Genomic DNA, 18,118 nt, shown 5'->3' on the forward strand with positions numbered 1-18,118 from the left:
ACCGCACCACCCGACGGGGTAACGACCGCGCCGGACATCTCGGAGGAGGCAACATCGTGGGTTGGGTCATCGCGCTGCTGGTCGTGGCAGCGGCCGTCGCGGCCGCCGTCGTCATCTGGCGCACGCGCACGTCGAAGCCGGCCGGAGCGTCGAGCCGAGGCCCGGGCGACGTGATCGCCGAGTCCGACCTCGCCTCGGTGGAGCCGCTGCGACGCCTGCAGGTCGGCGACGTCGTGGGCTACGAGGGCGCCATGCTGTTCGTCCGGGGCCGTCTCGACTTCGACGAGGAGGGCTACCGGTGGACGGAGCACTTCCTCGACGACGACACCACCCGGCGCTGGCTGACCGTCGAGGAGGACGAGGGCTTCGAGGTGTCCCTGTGGCGCAGCATCGCCGCGGGCGACGTCGAGCAGGGCGGCGCCGGCGACCGCGACGTCATCGTCGGCGGGGTGGCCTACCGGCTGCAGGAGAAGGGGTCCGCGGCGTTCCGCGCCTCGGGGGCCACGGGCACCGCGCCGCAGGGCACGGCGGAGTACGCCGACTACGCGAGCGCCGACGGGAAGCACCTCCTGGGCTTCGAGAAGTTCGGCAGCACCTGGGAGGCGTCCCTCGGCCAGCCCCTCCAGCCCTGGGAGCTGACCGTCTACCCCGGCTCGGACGGTCCCGCCGCCGGCACCGGCCCGGCCGGACGCTGAGGGGATCGCCATGAGCTCGCGCGCGAAGGGTCTCCTCGTCATCGGAGCCGTCCTGCTCGTCGGGGTCCTCGTCGTGCCGTTCGCCTTCGGCGGCTTCGGCAACGGCCCCAAGGACTGGATCGACGACCGCTACACGCACGTGTCGGGGTCCGACCCCGACGACGAGACCGTCACCTGGCGCTCCGACGACGACGTCACCACCACGGCAGCCGCCATCGCGTCCGGCACCGACGCCTCCGACCGCCGCGAGGCCGACGGGCGCGCCTTCCTGCGCTACAGCAACGACTGGATCGTCACCGTCGCGGAGGACGGCGACGGGTCGCGCATCACGCTCGACGAGTTCGACCGCGGCTACTCCGCCAACAGCACGTACGTCGGCTTCTGGGGCGGCTACTACGGCGGTGGCGGTGGCGGCGGCAGCAGCTACCGCGGCGGCGGCTCCGGCTCGGGCAAGTAGCCCACCGAGCCACCGGCCGACCCCCGCCCACCTCGCACCCCCACTCCCGAAAGGCACGACATGCCCGAGCTCCTCGACGAGTCCCTGGCCACGCTGGCGTTCGCCGGCGTGGGCATCGTCCTCCTCCTCGTCGGCTACTTCATGGTCGACCTGCTGACCCCCGGTCACCTCGGCCGGCAGGTGTTCGTCGAGCACAAGCGCGACGCCGCACTGGTGCTGGCCTCGACGCAGATCTCCGTCGGCATCATCGTGGCGACGGCGTTCTACACGGCGCAGGGCGACACGTGGGACACCCTGCTCGAGGCGACCGTGTTCGGGATCATCGGCGTCGCGCTGCTCGGCATCTCGTTCTTCCTCCTCGACCTGCTGACGCCCGGCAGCCTCGCCGAGCTCGTGGTCGACGAGTCCGACGACCCGGCCGTCTACGTGGCCGTGGCCCTCCAGCTGGCGGTCGGCCTCGTGGTCGCCGCCTCGATCACCTGACGACCACGTCCGCCACCGCGGTCCCGGACGGGACCACCGAGACCACCGGGACCACCGGGACCACCGGGACCACGCCGACCACCGGGGTCCCCCACCACCGGGCCCTCCGCACGATCGTGCTCGCCGCGGTCTTCGTCTGCGCGGCCTGCGGCCTCGTCTACGAGCTGGCCCTGGTGACGCTCGGCAGCTACCTGCTCGGCAACACCATCACCCAGACCTCCCTGGTGCTCGCGGTGACGATGTTCGCGATGGGCGTCGGCGCGGTCGCGGCCAAGCCGCTGCTGGGCCGACCGCTGCGCGCCTTCGTGGCGATCGAGCTGGCCCTCGCCGTCGTCGGCGGCTTCGCGGTGCCGGTGCTCTACGCCGCGTTCGCCTGGCTGTCGGTCTACACGCCCGCGATGGTCGTCGTGACCTTCGCGATCGGTCTCCTCGTCGGCGCCGAGATCCCGCTGCTCATGGCGCTCCTGCAGCGACTGCGGCGGCAGGACGCGGCGCACGCGGTGGCCGACATCAACGCGGTCGACTACGTCGGCGCACTGGTGGGCGGCCTCGCCTTCCCGTTCGTGCTCCTCCCGACCCTCGGGCTCCTCGAGGGCACGCTCGCCGTGGCGGCCCTCAACGTCGTGGCCGCCGGCGTGGTGGCGGTGGTGCTCGGGTGGCGCGGACCGCGGCGTACGCCGGTGGTCACGGCGCTGGTGCTCTGCCTCGTCACCGGCCTCGGGCTGGGCCTGATGGCCTGGCGGGCCTCCGCCTTCGAGGCCACCGCCCTGCAGGCGCTCTACCGCGACCCGATCGTCCACGCCGAGCGCTCCGACTACCAGTCGATCGTGGTGACGCGCGGCTGGTTCGAGGGCGCCGAGTTCGACGACGTGCGGCTCTACCTCGACGGCGACCTGCAGTTCTCGTCCGTGGACGAGTACCGCTACCACGAGATGCTCGTGCACCCCGCGATGGCGGGCGAGCACGCCCGCGTGCTGGTGCTGGGCGGCGGGGACGGGCTCGCGCTGCGCGAGATCCTCGGCTACGACGACGTCGAGGAGGTCACGCTCGTCGACCTGGACCCCGCCGTCGTCGACCTGGCCCGCAGCTACGAGCCCATCCGCGCCCTCAACGAGGACGCCTGGGACGACCCCCGGGTCGAGTACGTCGCGGCCGACGCCTTCGGCTGGGCGCGCGAGCAGCCCGTCGACTCCTACGACGTGATCGTCGTCGACTACCCCGACCCCGACTCGCCGGCGCTGGCGAAGCTCTACTCCCAGGAGCACTACACGGCGCTCGCGGGGCTGCTCGCCGACGGCGGCCGCATGGTCGTCCAGTCCGGCTCGCCCTTCTTCGCGCCCGACGCGTTCTGGTGCGTCCGACGCACCCTGGAGGCCGCCGGGCTGGCCACGACGCCGTACCACGCCGACGTGCCGTCCTTCGGTGACTGGGGCTGGGTGCTCGCCCAGGCGCCCGCCGGCGGCGACCCCACCGCCGCGGACGCGCCGGCGCTGACCGTCGCGCCCGACGCCCCGGCGCTCCGCTTCGCCTCGCCGGCGATGCTCGCCGCCGCCGCGGTCTTCCCGCCCGACCGCGACGACCCCGGCGGTGCGGTCTCGACGCTGCTCGACCCGGCGATCCTGACCTACTCCGAGCACGCCTGGGTCGGGTACTGAGGCTCGCCGTGGTCTTCGTCCTCGCCCGCCTGTGGGCCCGCCTCACCTCGACCGTCACGTGGCGCACGCCGCTGCTCGTGCTGCTGACGGTGTTCGCGACGAGCTGGGCGGCGATGGCGCTCCTCGACCGCGACAGCGGTATCGCCGACCCCGGCCACTACTGGTGGTGGTTCCTCGTCACGGCCTCGACCGTCGGCTACGGCGACTTCTTCCCGACGACGACCGGCGGGCGGATCGTCGGCGCGTACGTCGTGCTGGGCGGCGTCGTCACCCTCACCACCTTCTTCACCCACCTCGCCACGACCCTGGCGACCGCGAAGGGACGACGCATGCACGGCCTGCTCGACCACGACCTCGCCGACCACCTCGTGCTCGTGGGCTGGACCCCGGGCCGCACCGACCGGCTGGTGGCCGACCTGCGCAGCGACGGTCCCGTCCCCATCGTCGTGTGCGCGTGGGCGGACCAGCTGGAGCAGCACCCCCTGCCCGAGACCGCGGACGTGCACTTCGTGCGCGGCGACCTCACCGACCTCGCGGTGCTCCGCCGCGCCCACCCCGAGCGCGCCCGCGCGGTGCTGGTCGACGCGCGTGACGACAACGAGGCGGTGACGCTGACGATCGCGGCCGAGGAGGCGGCGCCCGGCGTCCACACGGTGGTGACCCTGCGCGACGTGGCGCGCCGCCGCACCATCCGGCGCATCGACGCCACCGTCCACTGCGTGCAGTGGCACGCCCTCGGGCTCGTCTTCGACGAGCTGTCCGACCCGGGGATCGCGGAGGTGTACGACGCGTTGACGACCCCCGGCGGACCCAGCACGTGGTCGACGGTGGTGCCCGCGGGCGCCACCGCGACGTACGGCGCGTGGCAGCAGGCCCTCGGTCCTGCCCGGGACACGACGCTGCTGGCCGTGGCCGTCGACGGCGAGGTCCGGGTGAGCCCGCCGTGGGACACACCGGTGCCGGCCGGTGCCGTCCTCTACTACGTCGGACCGGCGCGGATCGACGCCGGCGACCTGCGCGGCGTGCTGGCCTAGCCGGGCGGCTGCGGCCGCCCGCACCACCCGTTCGTGGTGCCGTCCGTCATGATGACCCCGGGGCGCGCCCACCAGGACCCGCCCCGCCAGCCAGGAGGGGGACCCGTGCTCGACACGCCGCCCGGCCTGCGCGCCGCCGGTCCCACCGGCCTCGACGCCGACGAGCGCCTCGCCGCGCTGCGCGCGACCGGCGTGGGGCCGACCGCCGACCCCGACCTGCAACGCTTCGCCCGCCTCGCGGCGACCACCCTGGGCGTGCCGGTGGCGCTGGTGAGCCTGGTCGAGGCCGACCGCCAGGTCTTCCCCGGCCAGGTGGGGCTCCCCGAGCCGTGGGCGTCGTCGCGCTGCACTCCGCTGTCCCACTCGTTCTGCCAGCACGTGGCGACCACGGCCGAGCCCCTCGTCATCAGCGACGCCCGCACGGTCGAGCTCGTGCGGGACAACCTGGCGATCCCCGACCTCGGCGTCATCGCCTACGCGGGGATGCCGCTCACCGCCGACGGCGGCGAGGTGCTCGGCTCCCTGTGCGCGATCGACCACGAGCCGCGGGTGTGGACCCCGCTCGAGCTCGAGGTGCTGGCCGACCTCGCCGCGGCCTGCAGCGCGGCCCTGCGCCTCAAGGTGTCCGGACGCCGGACCGCCGACGCCCGGCGCGAGGTCGACCGGGGCCGGGAGCGCGCGGAGCTGATGCTGCAGGCGGCCGTGGACCTCGGCGAGGTGTGGTCGCTCACCGAGCTGCGTCGGCGGGTGCACGACCTCGTCACCGGCCCGCTGCACCCCGTGTTCGTCGGCATGTCGCTCGTCGACGGCGACCGCGTCGTCCGGGTCGCGGACCCCGCGTGGGACTCCGCCGTCGAGCACCTGCCGGCGAGCGTCGCGATCGACGCGACGTGGCCGTCGGGCCGCTGCGTGGCGGAGCAGCGCCGCATCATCGTGGCCGGCGAGGAGCAGCTGGTGGCGGACGGCTACGGCGCCGACGCCCTGGCGGCGTGGCGCCGGCTGGGCCTCCGCGCGGTCGAGTGCGTGCCGATCACGGGCAGCGACCGGGTGCTCGGCGCGCTCACCTTCGGCTGGGACGCGCCCCACGCGTGGGAGCTGACGGAGGACGCCGTGCTCACGGCGATCGCGGCGTACACGGCCACCGCGGTGGAGCGGATCCTCCAGCTCGAGCGGCGGGTGACCACCGCGACCGAGCTGCAGGAGGCGATGCTGAGCGAGCCGCCGGCGGTGGCCGGGCTCGAGATCGCCACGCTCTATCGACCGTCGTCGACGGCGGACATGGTCGGCGGCGACTGGTACGACGTGCACGAGCTCCCGCCCACCACCCCCGGCGGTCCCCGGCCGGTCGCGGTCACGGTCGGCGACATCACCGGTCACGACACCCGGGCGGCCGCGGTCATGGGCCAGGTGCGCAGCATGCTGCGGCAGGCGCGGGCCGACGCCCCGGAGGCCGGTCCGGCGCGCGCGGTGCTGGCGGTCGAGAACGCGGCCCGCATGCTCGAGCTCGAGGCGCACGGCACGGTGGTGCACGGCGACCTCGTGCCCGCCACCGCCACCGACGACGGCGACGGCTGGGTCCTGACCTGGACGAACGCCGGCCACCCACCGCCCCTCGTGCTCGCGCCCGACGGCTCCGCGCGCGTGCTCCTCGAGGGCGACCCGTTCATGTATCCCGACCTCGAGGTCGAGGAGCGCCACGACCACCGCGTCCACCTCGCGTCCGGGTCGTTGCTGCTCGTGCACACCGACGGCCTGCTCGACGACCGCCGGGCCGACCTCGCCGCGATGGTCGAGGAGGTGCGGGTGGTGGCGGCACGGCTCGTCCACGAGGACGGTCGGCCCCTCGCCGAGGCGATCCGCCTGCTGGCCGACGAGATGCTCGGCGGCCGGGCCGAGGACGACGTCGCGATCCTCGCCGTCCGGGTGCGCTAAGCGCTCCGGCTGCTCCCCCGACTGTCCACCCGGCCACCGAGATGGCATATTGGCCAGTCCAATGGGCCTCCGGGCCTGCACCGACCTGACCCGCGAGAGGACACCGTGACCCACGACCCCACCGCCCCGTCCCCCGAGCGCCCGACCGAGGCCACCGGCGGCACCGCGAGCGGCCCGCTCGGCGACGTCGTCGTCGTCGACCTCTCCCGCGCGCTCGCGGGCCCGCACGCCACGATGATGCTGGGCGACCTCGGCGCCCGCGTCATCAAGGTCGAGGCGCCCGGCACCGGCGACGACACCCGCGGCTGGGGCCCGCCCTTCGTGACCCCGGAGGACGGTGGGGACCGGCAGTCGACGTACTTCCTCTCCGCCAACCGCAACAAGGAGTCCATCGCCCTCGACCTCAAGGACGCCGCGGACCGCGACGTGCTGCTCGGTCTCGTCGACCGCGCCGACGTGCTCGTGGAGAACTTCCGCACCGGCGTGCTCGAGCGCCTCGGCCTCGGCATCGAGTCGCTCATGGAGCGCAACCCGCGCCTCGTCGTCCTGTCCATCACGGGCTTCGGCCACGACGGCCCCGAGGGCGGCCGCGCCGGCTACGACCAGATCGCGCAGGGTGAGGCCGGTCTCATGTCCCTCACCGGCTCCGGACCGGACGACCCGCAGCGGGTCGGGGTGCCGATCGCGGACCTCCTCTCGGGCATGTACGGCGCGTACGGCGTGCTCGCCGCCCTCCACGAGCGCACCGTGACCGGCGTCGGCCAGGTCGTGCGCACCTCGCTCCTCGCCGCCGTCGTCGGCGTGCACGCCTTCCAGGGCACGCGGTGGACGGTCGCCGGCGAGGTCGGGCGGGCGCAGGGCAACCACCACCCGTCGATCGCGCCGTACGGGCTCTTCCGCTGCCGCGACGGTGCGGTGCAGATCGCGCTCGGCAGCGAGAGCCTGTGGAAGCGCTTCTGCGCGGGCTTCGACCTCGACCCCGAGGCCGAGGGCCTGGCCACCAACGCCGAGCGGGTCGCCGCGCGTGAGCGCGTGATCGGTGTCGTCGAGGAGGCGTTCGCGACCTGGGACGCCGCTCCCCTGCTCGAGCGGCTCTCCGAGGTCGGCGTGCCGGCCGGCAAGGTGCGCACGCTCGACGAGGTCTACGCCTGGGACCAGACGCGCAGCCAGGGCCTGCTCCTCGACCTGGAGCACCCCACCCTCGGCCGCATCTCGCTGCCCGGTCCCCCGCTGCGGTTCTTCGACGGCGCGGGCGGCGAGACCACCCGCACCGACCACCGCCCGCCGCCGGTGCTCGACGCCGACGCCGCGGCGCTCCGGGCCTGGGCCACCGGCACCGACTGACCCGGCCCACCCGACCCAGCTGACCGGGCGGTGCCGCGGGCGGCCGCCGCGTCGCCCGCGACGATGGCGTCGGCCACGACGTCGAGCCGCTGCCGCAGCCCCGGGTCCGCGCCGGCGGCCGGTGCGTGCTCGGCGAGCACGTCGTCGAGGTCGGCGAGCAGCGGGGCCGCCGACAGGCGGCGCACGCACCGCCACGTGTGCTCGAAGTCCCGCGCACGCCCGTCGGGCGCGAGCATCGCCACCCGCAGCGAGCTGTCCGGGTTGCTCGCGGCCGCGCGAGCCAGACCGGCCAGCACCGCCTCCCGCGCCACCACGACCTCGGAGCGCGGGCTCGCGGCGACCCGCCGCCCCCAGCCGTCGCCGCCGGCCGGACCGCCGGACCCGCCGATGCCCCCGGCACTGTCGGGCGCGTCGGCCTCGCGCACGAGCGCGCCCACGCCGTGACGCACCTCGATGCGCCCCTTCGTCTCCAGGGCCGCCAGCGCGCGCGAGAGCGTGGCCCGGCTGACCCCGAGCTCGGCCGCCAGCTGCCGCTCCGACGGGAGCCGGTCGCCGCCCACGAGCCCCTGGGCCTCGATGAAGTCGGAGATGTGCGCCGCGAGGCTCTCGTAGAGCCGTTCCCGCCGCAGCGGCTGGAGGCGGCGGGGCGCGTGACCGGACATGGCGGCATCCTACCCAGATGTGGACCGGTTGCCAGGTGGCTGAGCCACTGACATGATCCCTCCGGACAGCACATGACGTGCATCACAATCCGAGAGGGAACTCCATGCCCACCGAACTGGTCTCGTTGGCGGTCCTCGTCATCGTCTTCCTGGTCGCGACGGTCAGGGGCGTCAACATGGGCGCCCTCGCCCTCGTGGCCGCCTTCGTCGTCGGCCTGAGCGTCTACGACCTCGACGCGGACGGCGTGCTGGGGGGCTTCCCCAGCGACCTCTTCGTCATCCTCGTCGGCGTCACCTACCTCTTCGCCCTGGCGAAGAACAACGGCACCGTCGACTGGATCGTCCACGCCGCCGTGCGCGCGGTCGGCGGACGCGTGGCACTCGTGCCGTGGGCGATGTTCCTCGTCTGCGCGGCCGTCACGTCGATCGGCGCGGTCAGCCCCGCCGCGGTGGCGATCGTCGCGCCGGTCGCGATGGGCTTCGCGCTCCGCTACCGGATCCACCCGGTGATGATGGGCATGATGGTCGTCCAGGGCGCCACCGCCGGCAGCTTCTCCCCCATCGGCATCTTCGGCAGCATCACCAACGGCGTCGTCGAGCAGAACGACCTCCCCGGCAACCAGGGCGTGCTCTTCGCGACGACCTTCGCGGCCGCCGCCCTCATCGCCGCGATCACGTACGTCGCGTTCGGCGGCCGGGCCCTCCTCGCCCGCGGCAAGGAGACGGACTCCGTGCGGGAGATGGGCGCCGAGGCGGAGGCCGTCAGCCACGCGGCGACCCGCGCCGGCGGACCCGGCACGCCGCACTCCGCCGTCGAGGCCGCACGCAGCAGCGCGCCCGACGACGAGCCCGCCGGGCAGCACACCCTGGACGCCCAGCGGATCGTGACGCTCCTCGGCCTCGCCGCGCTGATGATCGGCGCGCTCGGCTTCGACCTCGACGTGGGCTTCACCGCGCTGACGATCGCCGTCGCGCTCACGCTCGCCTTCCCCAGCTCGGCCAAGGGCGCGGTGGAGAAGATCAGCTGGGGCACCGTGCTGCTCATCGGCGGCATCGTGACCTACGTGAACCTGCTGCAGAACCAGGGCGTCGTCGACTGGGTCGGCGAGCGCGTCGCCGAGGTGGGCGCCCCGCTCGTGGCCGCCCTGCTCATCTGCTTCATCGCCGCCGTCGTCTCGGCGTTCGCCTCCACCACCGGCATCATCGGCGCGCTCATCCCGCTCGCCGTACCGTTCCTGCTCACCGGCCAGGTCAACGCCATCGGCCTCATCGCGGCCCTCGCGATCTCGAGCTCGGTGGTCGACTGCAGCCCCTTCTCCACCAACGGCGCCCTCGTCGTCGCGAACGCCGACGCCAAGGAGCGCGAGATGGTGTTCAAGCGGCTGATGCAGTGGGGCATGTCGATCGTCGTGATCGCGCCGATCGTCGCCTGGGTGCTGCTCGTGGTGCCGACGGCCTGAGCCCGGAGTACGCGCAGTCCCAGAACTGTGCGGCTGGGACACGGCCCAGCGCCCGGGACACGCACCAGCCGCACAGTTCGCAGCTGGGCCCGGCCCCTCACCCCGCCGCGCCGGCGGCCTCCTCCACCGCACGGAGGAGGTCGCCGGCGTCGTGCACCTCGACCGGCGGCGGCGGTCCGGCAGGGTCGAGCACGTGCCCGGGCCGCACCAGGCGCACCGTCGCCAGCCCCGCCTCGAGCGCACCCCGTACGTCGCGGCCCGAGGCCGCCACGTGCACGAGGCGCTCCGGGGCGACGGCGGCGGCAGCCGCGGCGTACAGCTCCGGGCTCGGCTTGTAGGCCCCCAGCCGCTGGGAGGTCAGCACGAGGGCGGGGTCGACCAGCGCGTGGGCGCGCGTGGTGCGGGCGAGGTCGTCGTCGACGTTCGACAGGATCCCGACGCGGTGCCGAGCCGCCACCGCGGCCACGCCCGCGGCGACGTCGGGCCACAGCGGCCAGTCGGCGACCGAGGCCTGGAGCGCGGCGAGGTCGGCCTCCACGTCGGCCCCGGCGGCCGGCCCGAGGCCGAGCTCGTCGTAGGCGCGCAGCAACGACGAGCCGGAGACGTCGCGGAAGGTGACCGGCGGCCGGGCCGTCCGCTGGGCGGCCTTGTTGTGGCCGTCCCAGCGGTCGTAGAGGTCCTCGCCGGACACGTCCCACCCGCGCTCGGCCGCCAGGCCGCCGAGGAACGCGGAGCCGCCGGAGCGGCTGTCGGTGAGGGCGCTGAAGAGGTCGAAGGTGACGATCACCCCTCGACCGTAGCGCCCACGTTGATCTCACATCACGAGATGTCAGTTTCACATGACGGACATGCGGGTCTCTACTGGGTCCATGCCCACCACCGACCTACCCGCCCACGACCGCATCAGCACCGCTCGGCGCTGGGGCATGCTCGCGGCCGGCACGGGCGCCCAGGCGTCGTCGTCGGCCATGGTGCACGGGCCGGCGTTCCTCATCCCGGTCCTCCACACCCAGGCGGGGCTCTCGCTCGCGGAGGCGGGACTCGTCGCCTCGGCCCCGCTCGCCGGGATCATGGTCGCGCTGCTCGCGTGGGGCGCGGTCGTCGACCGCCGCGGGGAGCGCTTCGCCCTGCTCACGGGCCTGGGCCTGGCCGCCGCCGGCGGCCTGGCGGCCACGCAGACCACCGGCCTGGTCCCGCTCGCCGCCGCCCTCTTCGTCGCGGGCGTGGGCGGCGCCGCCACCAACTCGGCCTCGGGGCGCGTCGTCGTCGGCTGGTTCCCGCCCGAGCGCCGCGGCCTCGCGATGGGCATCCGCCAGACCGCGCAGCCGCTGGGGGTCGGCCTCGCGGCCGCCACGATCGCGGTGGTCGCCCAGCAGCACGGCGTCGCCGCCGCCCTGTGGATCCCCACCGCCGCCACCCTGGCGGCGCTGGTGGTGGTGACGCTCGTCGTGCTCGACCCGCCGCGACCACCGGCGGCAGAGCGGGCGGACGCCCCCAACCCCTACCGCGCCGACCGCTACCTGGCGCGGATCCACGGGGTCTCCGTCCTGCTCGTCGTGCCGCAGTTCGTCGTGTGGACCTTCGCCCTGACCTGGATGGTCACCGACCTCGGCTGGTCGGTCGGCGCGGCGGGCGGCGTGGTGGCCGGCACCCAGGTCGCCGGGGCCGTCGCCCGCGTCGGCGCCGGGTGGCTATCCGACGTCGTCGGCTCCCGGATGCGACCGCTGCGGTGGGTCGCGGTCGTCGCCGCCCTGACCATGGGCCTGCTGGGCGTGACCGCCGAGTGGGTGCCGGGCGTCGCCGTCGCCCTCATGGTGGTCGCCTCGGCCGTCACCGTCGCGGACAACGGCCTCGCCTTCACCGCCGTCGCGGAGCGGGCCGGGCCGTTCTGGTCGGGCCGCGCGCTCGGGATGCAGAACACGGCCCAGAACCTCGTGGCCTCCGCGGTGCCCCCCGTCGCCGGGCTCGCGGTGACGGCGTGGGGCTACCCCGCGACGTACGCGCTCGTCGCCCTGCTCCCCCTCCTCGCCGCCCCGCTCGTGCCGGTGCGCGGGGAGCGCTAGGCGGAAGAAAACCCGGACCGGGGAGGAAAACGCGGACCCGGGCTGCCCCTGGATCGATCGAACCTGGCCCCCGGTCCGCGTTTTCTTTCCCCAGGCCCTCCCGCCGTCACCACGCTCGGTGTACAACTGGCCACTGAACGTCGTGACCCGCATCACCCGACCCCTCCGGGAGCGCCCATGGCCGTCCGCACCGCCGTCCGCGAGCTGAGCCCCACGCGGCGACGCCGCGACTGGTTCGCCGTCCGTTCGCTGGCCGAGGGGCTGACGACCCCGCTGCATCCCGACGACTACCTCCGCTACGTGAACCCCCTGTGGACCTCGCGCGAGCTGCGCGGGCGGGTCGAGTCGGTGGTGCGGGAGACGGAGGACGCGGCGACACTCGTCATCCGGCCCGGGTGGGGGTGGCGGTTCGACCACAAGGCGGGGCAGTACGTCGGCATCGGCGTGCCGATCGAGGGCCGCTACCAGTGGCGCTCCTACTCCCTGACGAGCACGCCCCGACGTCGCGGGCGCCGCATCACCATCACGATCCGGGCGATGCCGGAGGGCAAGCTGTCGGGCCACCTCATCGAGGGCCTCGCGCCGGGCACCGTGGTGCGGCTCGCCGCCCCGGCGGGCGACTTCGTGCTCCCCGACCCGCCGCCCGAGCGCATCCTCTTCCTCGTCGGCGGCTCCGGCATCACGCCGATCATGGCGATGCTCAAGACGCTCGTGCGGCGCGCGGGCGAGGGCCGGTGGGCGCTGCCGGACGTCCACCTCGTCTACTCGTCGCCCACCCCCGAGCGGATGATCTTCCGCGAGCGCCTCAGCCGCCTCGCCGCCAACCACGAGTCACTGACGTTCACCCCGATCTTCACGGACACCGACGGGATGCTCACGTTCGACAAGCTCGACGAGGTCGTGCCCGACTGGCGCGAGCGGCAGACGTGGGCCTGCGGCCCGGCGCCGATGCTCGACGCGGCGACCGAGCACTGGCAGGACGCCGACCTCGAGGACGCGCTCCACCTCGAGCGCTTCACCCTCGAGCGCGGCGACGACGCCGGCGAGGGCGGCACGGTCTCCTTCCAGAACTCCGGCAAGGAGCACGAGGCCGAGCCGGGCACCACCGTGCTCGAGGCGGGCGAGGCGGCCGGCGTCGGCATGCCCTACGGCTGCCGCATGGGCATCTGCCACACCTGCACACTCACGCTCGTCAAGGGCTCGGTCACCGACGTCCGCAACGGCGACCGCTTCGACCAGCCCAACGAGCAGATCCAGACCTGCGTCACCGTCCCCGACGGCGACTGCACCATCGCCATCTGACCCACCGTTCCGCACCCTGCTGCACCGACCCGTCCCCCGACTGGAGGCCCGCATGGCCATCGCCGACGTGAAGGAATACACCCACCTCACCGCCGAGGAGGTCGAGGACATCGGCCGCCGCCTCGACGAGCTCCGCGCCCGCATCGAGGCGTCGCGCAACGCCGAGGACGCGGCGTACATCCACCGCCTGATCCGCGTGCAGCGCGGCCTCGCCTTCGCCGGCCGGGTCGCGATGACGGTGGGCGCCTACGTGCCGAAGGAGCGCAAGGCGGTACGTCGCGGCGCGGTCATCGGCGGCACCGCGCTGCTCGGCGTGGCCAAGATCCTCGAGAACATGGAGATCGGCCACAACGTCATGCACGGGCAGTGGGACTGGATGAACGACCCCGAGATCCACTCCTCGACGTGGGAGTGGGACACCGCGCAGCCAGCCGAGCAGTGGAAGCACAGCCACAACTACGTGCACCACCAGTTCACCAACGTGCTGGGCTACGACAACGACATCGGCTACGGCATCCTGCGGATGGCGCGCGAGCAGAAGTGGCACCCGGCGAACCTCGGCCAGCCGGTCTACAACGCGCTGCTCGCGACGCTGTTCGAGTGGGGCGTCGCGCTCCACGACCTCGACATCGAGCGCATCCGCAAGCTCGAGAAGGACCCCGTCGAGATGAAGCGGCAGCTGAAGCAGATCTTCCGCAAGGGCCGCAACCAGATCCTCAAGGACTACATCGTCTACCCGGCCCTGTCGGGACCGGGCTGGAAGCAGACGCTGCAGGCCAACGTCGCCGCGAACATCACGCGCAACCTGTGGGCCTACGTCATCATCTTCTGCGGCCACTTCCCCGACGGTGCCCTGCACTTCACGGAGGAGGAGGTCGAGGACGAGACGCGCGCCGAGTGGTACCTGCGCCAGATGCTCGGCTCCGCCAACTTCGACGGCGGCCGCCTGCTGCACATCCTGTCGGGCAGCCTCGGCTACCAGATCGAGCACCACGTCTTCCCCGACCTGCCGAGCAACCGCTACCCGGAGATCGCCGTCGAGGTGCGCAAGATCTGCGCCGAGCACGGCATCCCCTACACGACCGGCCCGCTCTACCAGCAGTACGGCCAGGCGCTGCGCACCATCACCCTCCTGTCGCTGCCGAACTCGTGGACCAAGCACGCGAGCGAGAAGTACGGCGCGATCCAGCCCCCCACGGCCGAGGTGACCGACCGCGGACGCAAGAGCGACGCGGAGCGGCCCACCCGCCGTACGGAGCTGGGGGGCTGGTCGCGGGCCAGCGCCTCGGCCCGCGCATGAGCGCCGGGCTGCGGCTGTCGCGCCTCGGTCTCGGCGGGGACCCGGCACGATTGCCGCACCTGGCGGCCGTGCCGTTCGTCGCCACCGACCCCGGCGGCGCGGGCGACGTGACGCTGCTGCAGCGCGCGCGGGTCGTGCAGTGCGCGCTCAGCCGGGTCTGCGGCGTGTGCGCCCAGACGCTGGACCGCCCGCTGCACCTCGTCGGCACGGCGGACGAGGCGGACGACAACGCGTTCCGGCTCCCGCCCGTGCACGCCGCCTGCGTCGCCGACCTGCTGGCGGTGCTGGAGGCGGCGGGCGACGGCGAGGTGCTCGGTCACGAGGCCGGCGCGGACCGCCGGTGGACGCTCGTCACGACCGGCGGGTTCGACCTCGTGCGGCCGACGACCCGCGACGGGCTGCACCTGTTCCGGCCCAACGCGGTGGTGGAGCGACGGGCGGTGTGAGCGGGTAGCCTCGGTCCCGGTGTGCCGGGAAGTCTGGTCGGCGGGCGCCTCGGACCTTCCGGGGCCGGCGACGACCCCCGAGGAGCCCCGTGACCCTCTCCCCCGAGCCCCGCACGTCCCGTGCCGCCCGCCTCGCGGCCTGGACCCGCCGCGAGACGACCGGCGGCATCCTGCTGATGATCGCGGCCGTCGTCGCGCTCGCCTGGGCGAACTCGCCGTGGCGGGAGGCCTACCAGTCGCTCTCGGGGCTCACCGTCGGACCGTCGGCGCTCCACCTCAACCTGTCGCTGGCGACGTGGGCGGCCGACGCCGTGCTCGCGGTGTTCTTCTTCGTGGTCGGCCTCGAGCTCAAGCACGAGATCGTCGCCGGCTCGCTCCGCAACCCGCGTGAGGCCGCGGTCCCGGTCTGCGCCGCCGTCGGCGGCGTGGTCCTGCCCTCGGCGATCTACCTCGCGGTGGTCGTCGGCAGCGGCGACGCGGGCCATCGCGACGGCTGGGCGATCCCGGCCGCCACCGACATCGCGTTCGCGCTCGCCGTGCTCGCCGTGCTCGGTCGTGGCCTGCCGGTCGCGCTGCGGGTGTTCCTGCTGACGCTCGCCGTCGTGGACGACCTGATCGCCATCACGATCATCGCGCTCTTCTACACCTCGGGGCTCGAGCCGCTCTGGCTCGTGCCCGCCCTCGCGCTGATCGTCCTCTTCGGCGTGCTCCTGCGGCGTCCTCGGCCGCCGGTCTGGGCGCTCGTGCCGATCGCCGTCGTCACCTGGGTGCTCGTGCACGAGTCGGGCGTCCACGCGACCGTCGCGGGCGTGCTGCTCGGCCTCGTCGCCCCCGCGCTGCCGCTGCACGGTGAGGCGCACGGCCGGGCGCACCACGTCGCGGACGTCTTCAACCCCTGGTCCTCCGCCCTGGCGCTCCCCGTCTTCGCCTTCTTCGCCGCCGGCGTCACCGTCGTCGACGACGGCCTCGGCAGCGTGCTGGGCGAGCCGGTCGCCGTGGGCGTCATGGCCGGCCTCGTCATCGGGAAGGTCACCGGCGTGCTCGGCACCACCGCGCTCGTCACCCGGTTCACCCCGTTCCGCCTCCCCCAGGGGATCGGCGTGCGGGACCTGCTGCCCGTCGGTGTCCTCACCGGCATCGGGTTCACCGTGGCCCTCCTCGTGGCGGAGCTGTCGTTCGACGACGAGCACTTCGTGGCGGCGGGCAAGGCGGCGGTGCTCGTGGCGTCGCTCGCCTGCGCGGGCATCGGTGGCCTGCTGCTGCGCTGGGACGCGCGGCAGGCCCGCACCCGCGACATGAACCTCGACGGCGTCGACGACGGCGAGGTGCCGCTCATCGGGGGGTGATCGGTGGGGCGGCCAGGCGGCTGGCCGGTCGGGGCCTCCGCTGGTGGCGACCCGCGCCGGTGTAACGCGGTGTCCGGGCTACTTCACACGTGGTCGACCACCGCACAAGTGGCACCTACACCGCACAAGTGGCCCTAGGGCTTCCTTGGACGCCCGGACACCGCGTTACACGACGGGGCGCCACCGCCACCGACGCCGCCCCCACCCCCGAGGGATGATCGCCCGGTGAGCCAGGTCCCCGCCGCGACGCGCACGCTGAAGGTGCTGCGCTTCCTCGCCGAGCAGCCCGGCCCCGTGCCGCTCGAGCGGATCGCCCGGGCGTGCGACCTGCCCCGCAGCACGGCGTACCACCTCCTCGGCGCCATGGTCGCCGAGGGCTTCGTCGTGCACCTCGCCGACGAGCGGCGCTACGGCCTCGGGGTCGCGGCGTTCGAGGTCGGCAGCGGCTACGTGCGACAGGGGGCGCTCGCCCGCATCGCCCGTCGTCCCCTCGCCGACCTCGTCGACGAGGTCGGGCAGAGCGCGCACCTGGCGGTCGCGCACGGCCGGGACGTGCTGTACGTCGTGGAGGAACGCGCCCCGGGCCGACCGCCGCTCGTGACGGACGTCGGTGTGCGGCTGCCCGCCCACCTCACCGCCAGCGGCCGGGCCATCCTCGCGGCCCTGCCCGCCGCCCAGGTGCGGGCGCTGTTCCCCGACCGGGAGGCGTTCGTCGACCGGCACGGCACCGGTCCCCGCACGTTGACGGCGCTGCGGGAGGTGCTGAGCGCGACCCGCCGCCGCGGCTGGGCCGAGGAGGACGGCGAGGTGACGCCCGGCCTCGCCAGCGTCGCCGCGCCGGTGCTCGACCACAACGACCATCCCGTCGCGGGCCTGGCCGTGACCTACCCGACCGAGCCGGGGCTCTCCCCGCTCGCGGACCCTGCTGCGTTGGCGGCGGCGGTGCGCCGTACGGCCAGCCTGCTCACCCGCCGCCTGCGCTGACGCTCAGAGCTCGGCGTCGCCCGTCAGCACGGTCGTCGTCACGCCGCCGACCCAGATGCGGCCGTCGTCGGCCGTGGTGATCGTGACGCGGCCGTCGCGGCCGATGGCGGTGCCCTGGCGGGCGACGTACGACGCGGGCAGCACCCCGCTCGCCGTGAGCCACAGCGCGAGACCGGCGTTGAGGGAGCCGGTCACCGGGTCCTCGGGGACGCCGAGACCCGGCACGAACGCACGCACCTCGACGTCGGCGCCCAGCGCCTCGGCGTCGGCGGCGGTGTGGGGACCCACGACGCCGACCTTGAGGTCGCCCATGCGCGCCAGGTCGGGCCGGATCGCGAGGACCGTGGCGGCGCTGTCGAGGCGGAGGCCCACCCAGCCCGGCCCGTTGTCGACCCAGGCGGCATCGAGCACCTGCTCCGGCGTCACGCCGAGGGCCGCCGTGGCCTGGGCCCGCACGTCCGGCTCCGCCTCGCCCGACCTCAGCAGCGGCGGGGCCGCGAAGGCGAGGGGGCCCTCGTCGCGGCGTACCTCCACGAGCCCCACCCCGCACTCCTGCACCACGACGTCGGCGCGCGCGGGCTCACCACCGGCCTCGAGCCAGGCGTGCGCACTGCCGAGGGTCGGGTGGCCGGCGAACGGCAGCTCCCGCCCGGGCGTGAAGATCCGCAGCCGGTAGTCCGCCCCCGCCGCCCGCCCCTCGTCGGTCGGCGCGAGCAGGAAGGTGGTCTCGGAGAGGTTGGTCCAGCGGGCGAACGCCGCCATCCGGTCCTCGTCGAGCCCGTCGGCGTCGTGCACGACCGCGACGGGGTTGCCGGTCAGCGGACCCGGCGCGAAGACGTCGACCTGGCGGAAGGAGAAGCGCGTCACGGGGCCACCGTACGGCGCGGGTGCGGCCGGGCCGGGCCGGGCCGGGCCGGGCCGCGAAATGTGCAGCTGGGGCAGGCCACGGCGCGCG

General features: G+C 74.4%; 16 protein-coding genes and 1 pseudogene. 14 read left to right on the top strand and 3 right to left on the bottom strand.

Annotated elements, in window-relative coordinates; genetic code table 11:
- The first annotated feature begins 56 nt into the window (after positions 1-56).
- The 7 genes from G3T38_RS12900 (at position 57) to G3T38_RS12930 (ending at position 7,600) form a co-directional block, all read left to right on the top strand.
- On the top strand, positions 57-695 hold the full coding sequence (locus G3T38_RS12900) for a DUF4178 domain-containing protein (protein ID WP_163772713.1): 639 nt from the start codon (positions 57-59) through the stop codon (positions 693-695).
- Positions 696-705: 10 nt separating this feature from the next.
- A complete protein-coding gene (locus G3T38_RS12905) occupies positions 706-1,152 on the top strand; it encodes a DUF4247 domain-containing protein (RefSeq protein WP_163772714.1) in 447 nt (148 codons plus the stop codon).
- 60 nt (positions 1,153-1,212) lie between these two features.
- A complete protein-coding gene (locus G3T38_RS12910; protein ID WP_163772715.1) occupies positions 1,213-1,635 on the top strand; it encodes a DUF350 domain-containing protein in 423 nt (140 codons plus the stop codon).
- Positions 1,632-3,290 (top strand): polyamine aminopropyltransferase, encoded by a 1,659-nt coding sequence (locus tag G3T38_RS12915; RefSeq protein ID WP_163772797.1) that lies wholly within the window; start codon positions 1,632-1,634, stop codon positions 3,288-3,290. Before G3T38_RS12910 ends, G3T38_RS12915 begins: the two co-directional genes overlap by 4 nt.
- Positions 3,291-3,298: 8 nt before the next feature.
- Entirely contained in the window at positions 3,299-4,324 is a 1,026-nt protein-coding gene (locus G3T38_RS12920; protein ID WP_163772716.1) for an ion channel, read from the top strand.
- A 105-nt stretch (positions 4,325-4,429) separates the two neighbouring features.
- Positions 4,430-6,256 (top strand): SpoIIE family protein phosphatase, encoded by a 1,827-nt coding sequence (locus G3T38_RS12925; protein ID WP_163772717.1) that lies wholly within the window; start codon positions 4,430-4,432, stop codon positions 6,254-6,256.
- A 105-nt stretch (positions 6,257-6,361) separates the two neighbouring features.
- Entirely contained in the window at positions 6,362-7,600 is a 1,239-nt protein-coding gene (locus G3T38_RS12930) for a CoA transferase (protein ID WP_163772718.1), read from the top strand.
- A gap of 434 nt (positions 7,601-8,034) precedes the next feature.
- On the opposite strand, the pseudogene G3T38_RS21690 reads toward G3T38_RS12930, so the two are convergent.
- A pseudogene (locus G3T38_RS21690) lies at positions 8,035-8,262 on the bottom strand (winged helix-turn-helix domain-containing protein); the annotation flags it as partial.
- Positions 8,263-8,366: 104 nt separating this feature from the next.
- On the opposite strand from G3T38_RS21690, the gene G3T38_RS12940 reads away from it, so the two are divergent.
- Positions 8,367-9,722, top strand: coding sequence for an SLC13 family permease (locus tag G3T38_RS12940; RefSeq protein WP_163772719.1), 1,356 nt, complete (start codon positions 8,367-8,369; stop codon positions 9,720-9,722).
- 97 nt (positions 9,723-9,819) lie between these two features.
- Here G3T38_RS12940 and G3T38_RS12945 read toward each other — a convergent pair whose 3' ends face one another.
- Positions 9,820-10,509 carry an HAD-IA family hydrolase gene (locus tag G3T38_RS12945; protein ID WP_163772720.1) on the bottom strand — a complete coding sequence of 230 codons (690 nt, stop codon included), beginning with the start codon at positions 10,507-10,509 and terminating at the stop codon, positions 9,820-9,822.
- Between the two features lie 82 nt (positions 10,510-10,591).
- Here G3T38_RS12945 and G3T38_RS12950 point away from each other — a divergent pair, with 82 nt between their 5' ends.
- From G3T38_RS12950 to G3T38_RS12975, 6 genes are all read left to right on the top strand, one after another.
- A complete protein-coding gene (locus G3T38_RS12950) occupies positions 10,592-11,785 on the top strand; it encodes an MFS transporter (RefSeq protein ID WP_163772721.1) in 1,194 nt (397 codons plus the stop codon).
- Positions 11,786-11,962: 177 nt separating this feature from the next.
- Positions 11,963-13,087: a ferredoxin reductase gene (locus tag G3T38_RS12955; protein ID WP_163772722.1), complete on the top strand. Its 1,125-nt coding sequence runs from the start codon at positions 11,963-11,965 to the stop codon at positions 13,085-13,087.
- 52 nt (positions 13,088-13,139) lie between these two features.
- Positions 13,140-14,387 carry a fatty acid desaturase family protein gene (locus tag G3T38_RS12960; RefSeq protein WP_163772723.1) on the top strand — a complete coding sequence of 416 codons (1,248 nt, stop codon included), beginning with the start codon at positions 13,140-13,142 and terminating at the stop codon, positions 14,385-14,387.
- The gene (locus G3T38_RS12965) at positions 14,384-14,833 is read left to right on the top strand and encodes a hypothetical protein (protein WP_163772724.1); all 450 of its coding nucleotides are present in this window, start codon (positions 14,384-14,386) and stop codon (positions 14,831-14,833) included. Before G3T38_RS12960 ends, G3T38_RS12965 begins: the two co-directional genes overlap by 4 nt.
- 89 nt (positions 14,834-14,922) lie before the next feature.
- Positions 14,923-16,179: a Na+/H+ antiporter NhaA gene (nhaA, locus tag G3T38_RS12970; RefSeq protein WP_338037633.1), complete on the top strand. Its 1,257-nt coding sequence runs from the start codon at positions 14,923-14,925 to the stop codon at positions 16,177-16,179.
- 225 nt (positions 16,180-16,404) lie between these two features.
- Entirely contained in the window at positions 16,405-17,163 is a 759-nt protein-coding gene (locus G3T38_RS12975) for an IclR family transcriptional regulator domain-containing protein (protein ID WP_163772725.1), read from the top strand.
- Between the two features lie 3 nt (positions 17,164-17,166).
- Here the strand turns inward: G3T38_RS12975 and G3T38_RS12980 are convergent, their stop codons facing one another.
- Positions 17,167-18,030 (bottom strand): PhzF family phenazine biosynthesis isomerase, encoded by an 864-nt coding sequence (locus G3T38_RS12980; RefSeq protein WP_163772726.1) that lies wholly within the window; start codon positions 18,028-18,030, stop codon positions 17,167-17,169.
- Positions 18,031-18,118 lie beyond the last annotated feature (88 nt).

The organism is Nocardioides zeae (assembly GCF_010686755.1).
GTDB classification, from domain to species: domain Bacteria; phylum Actinomycetota; class Actinomycetes; order Propionibacteriales; family Nocardioidaceae; genus Nocardioides; species Nocardioides zeae.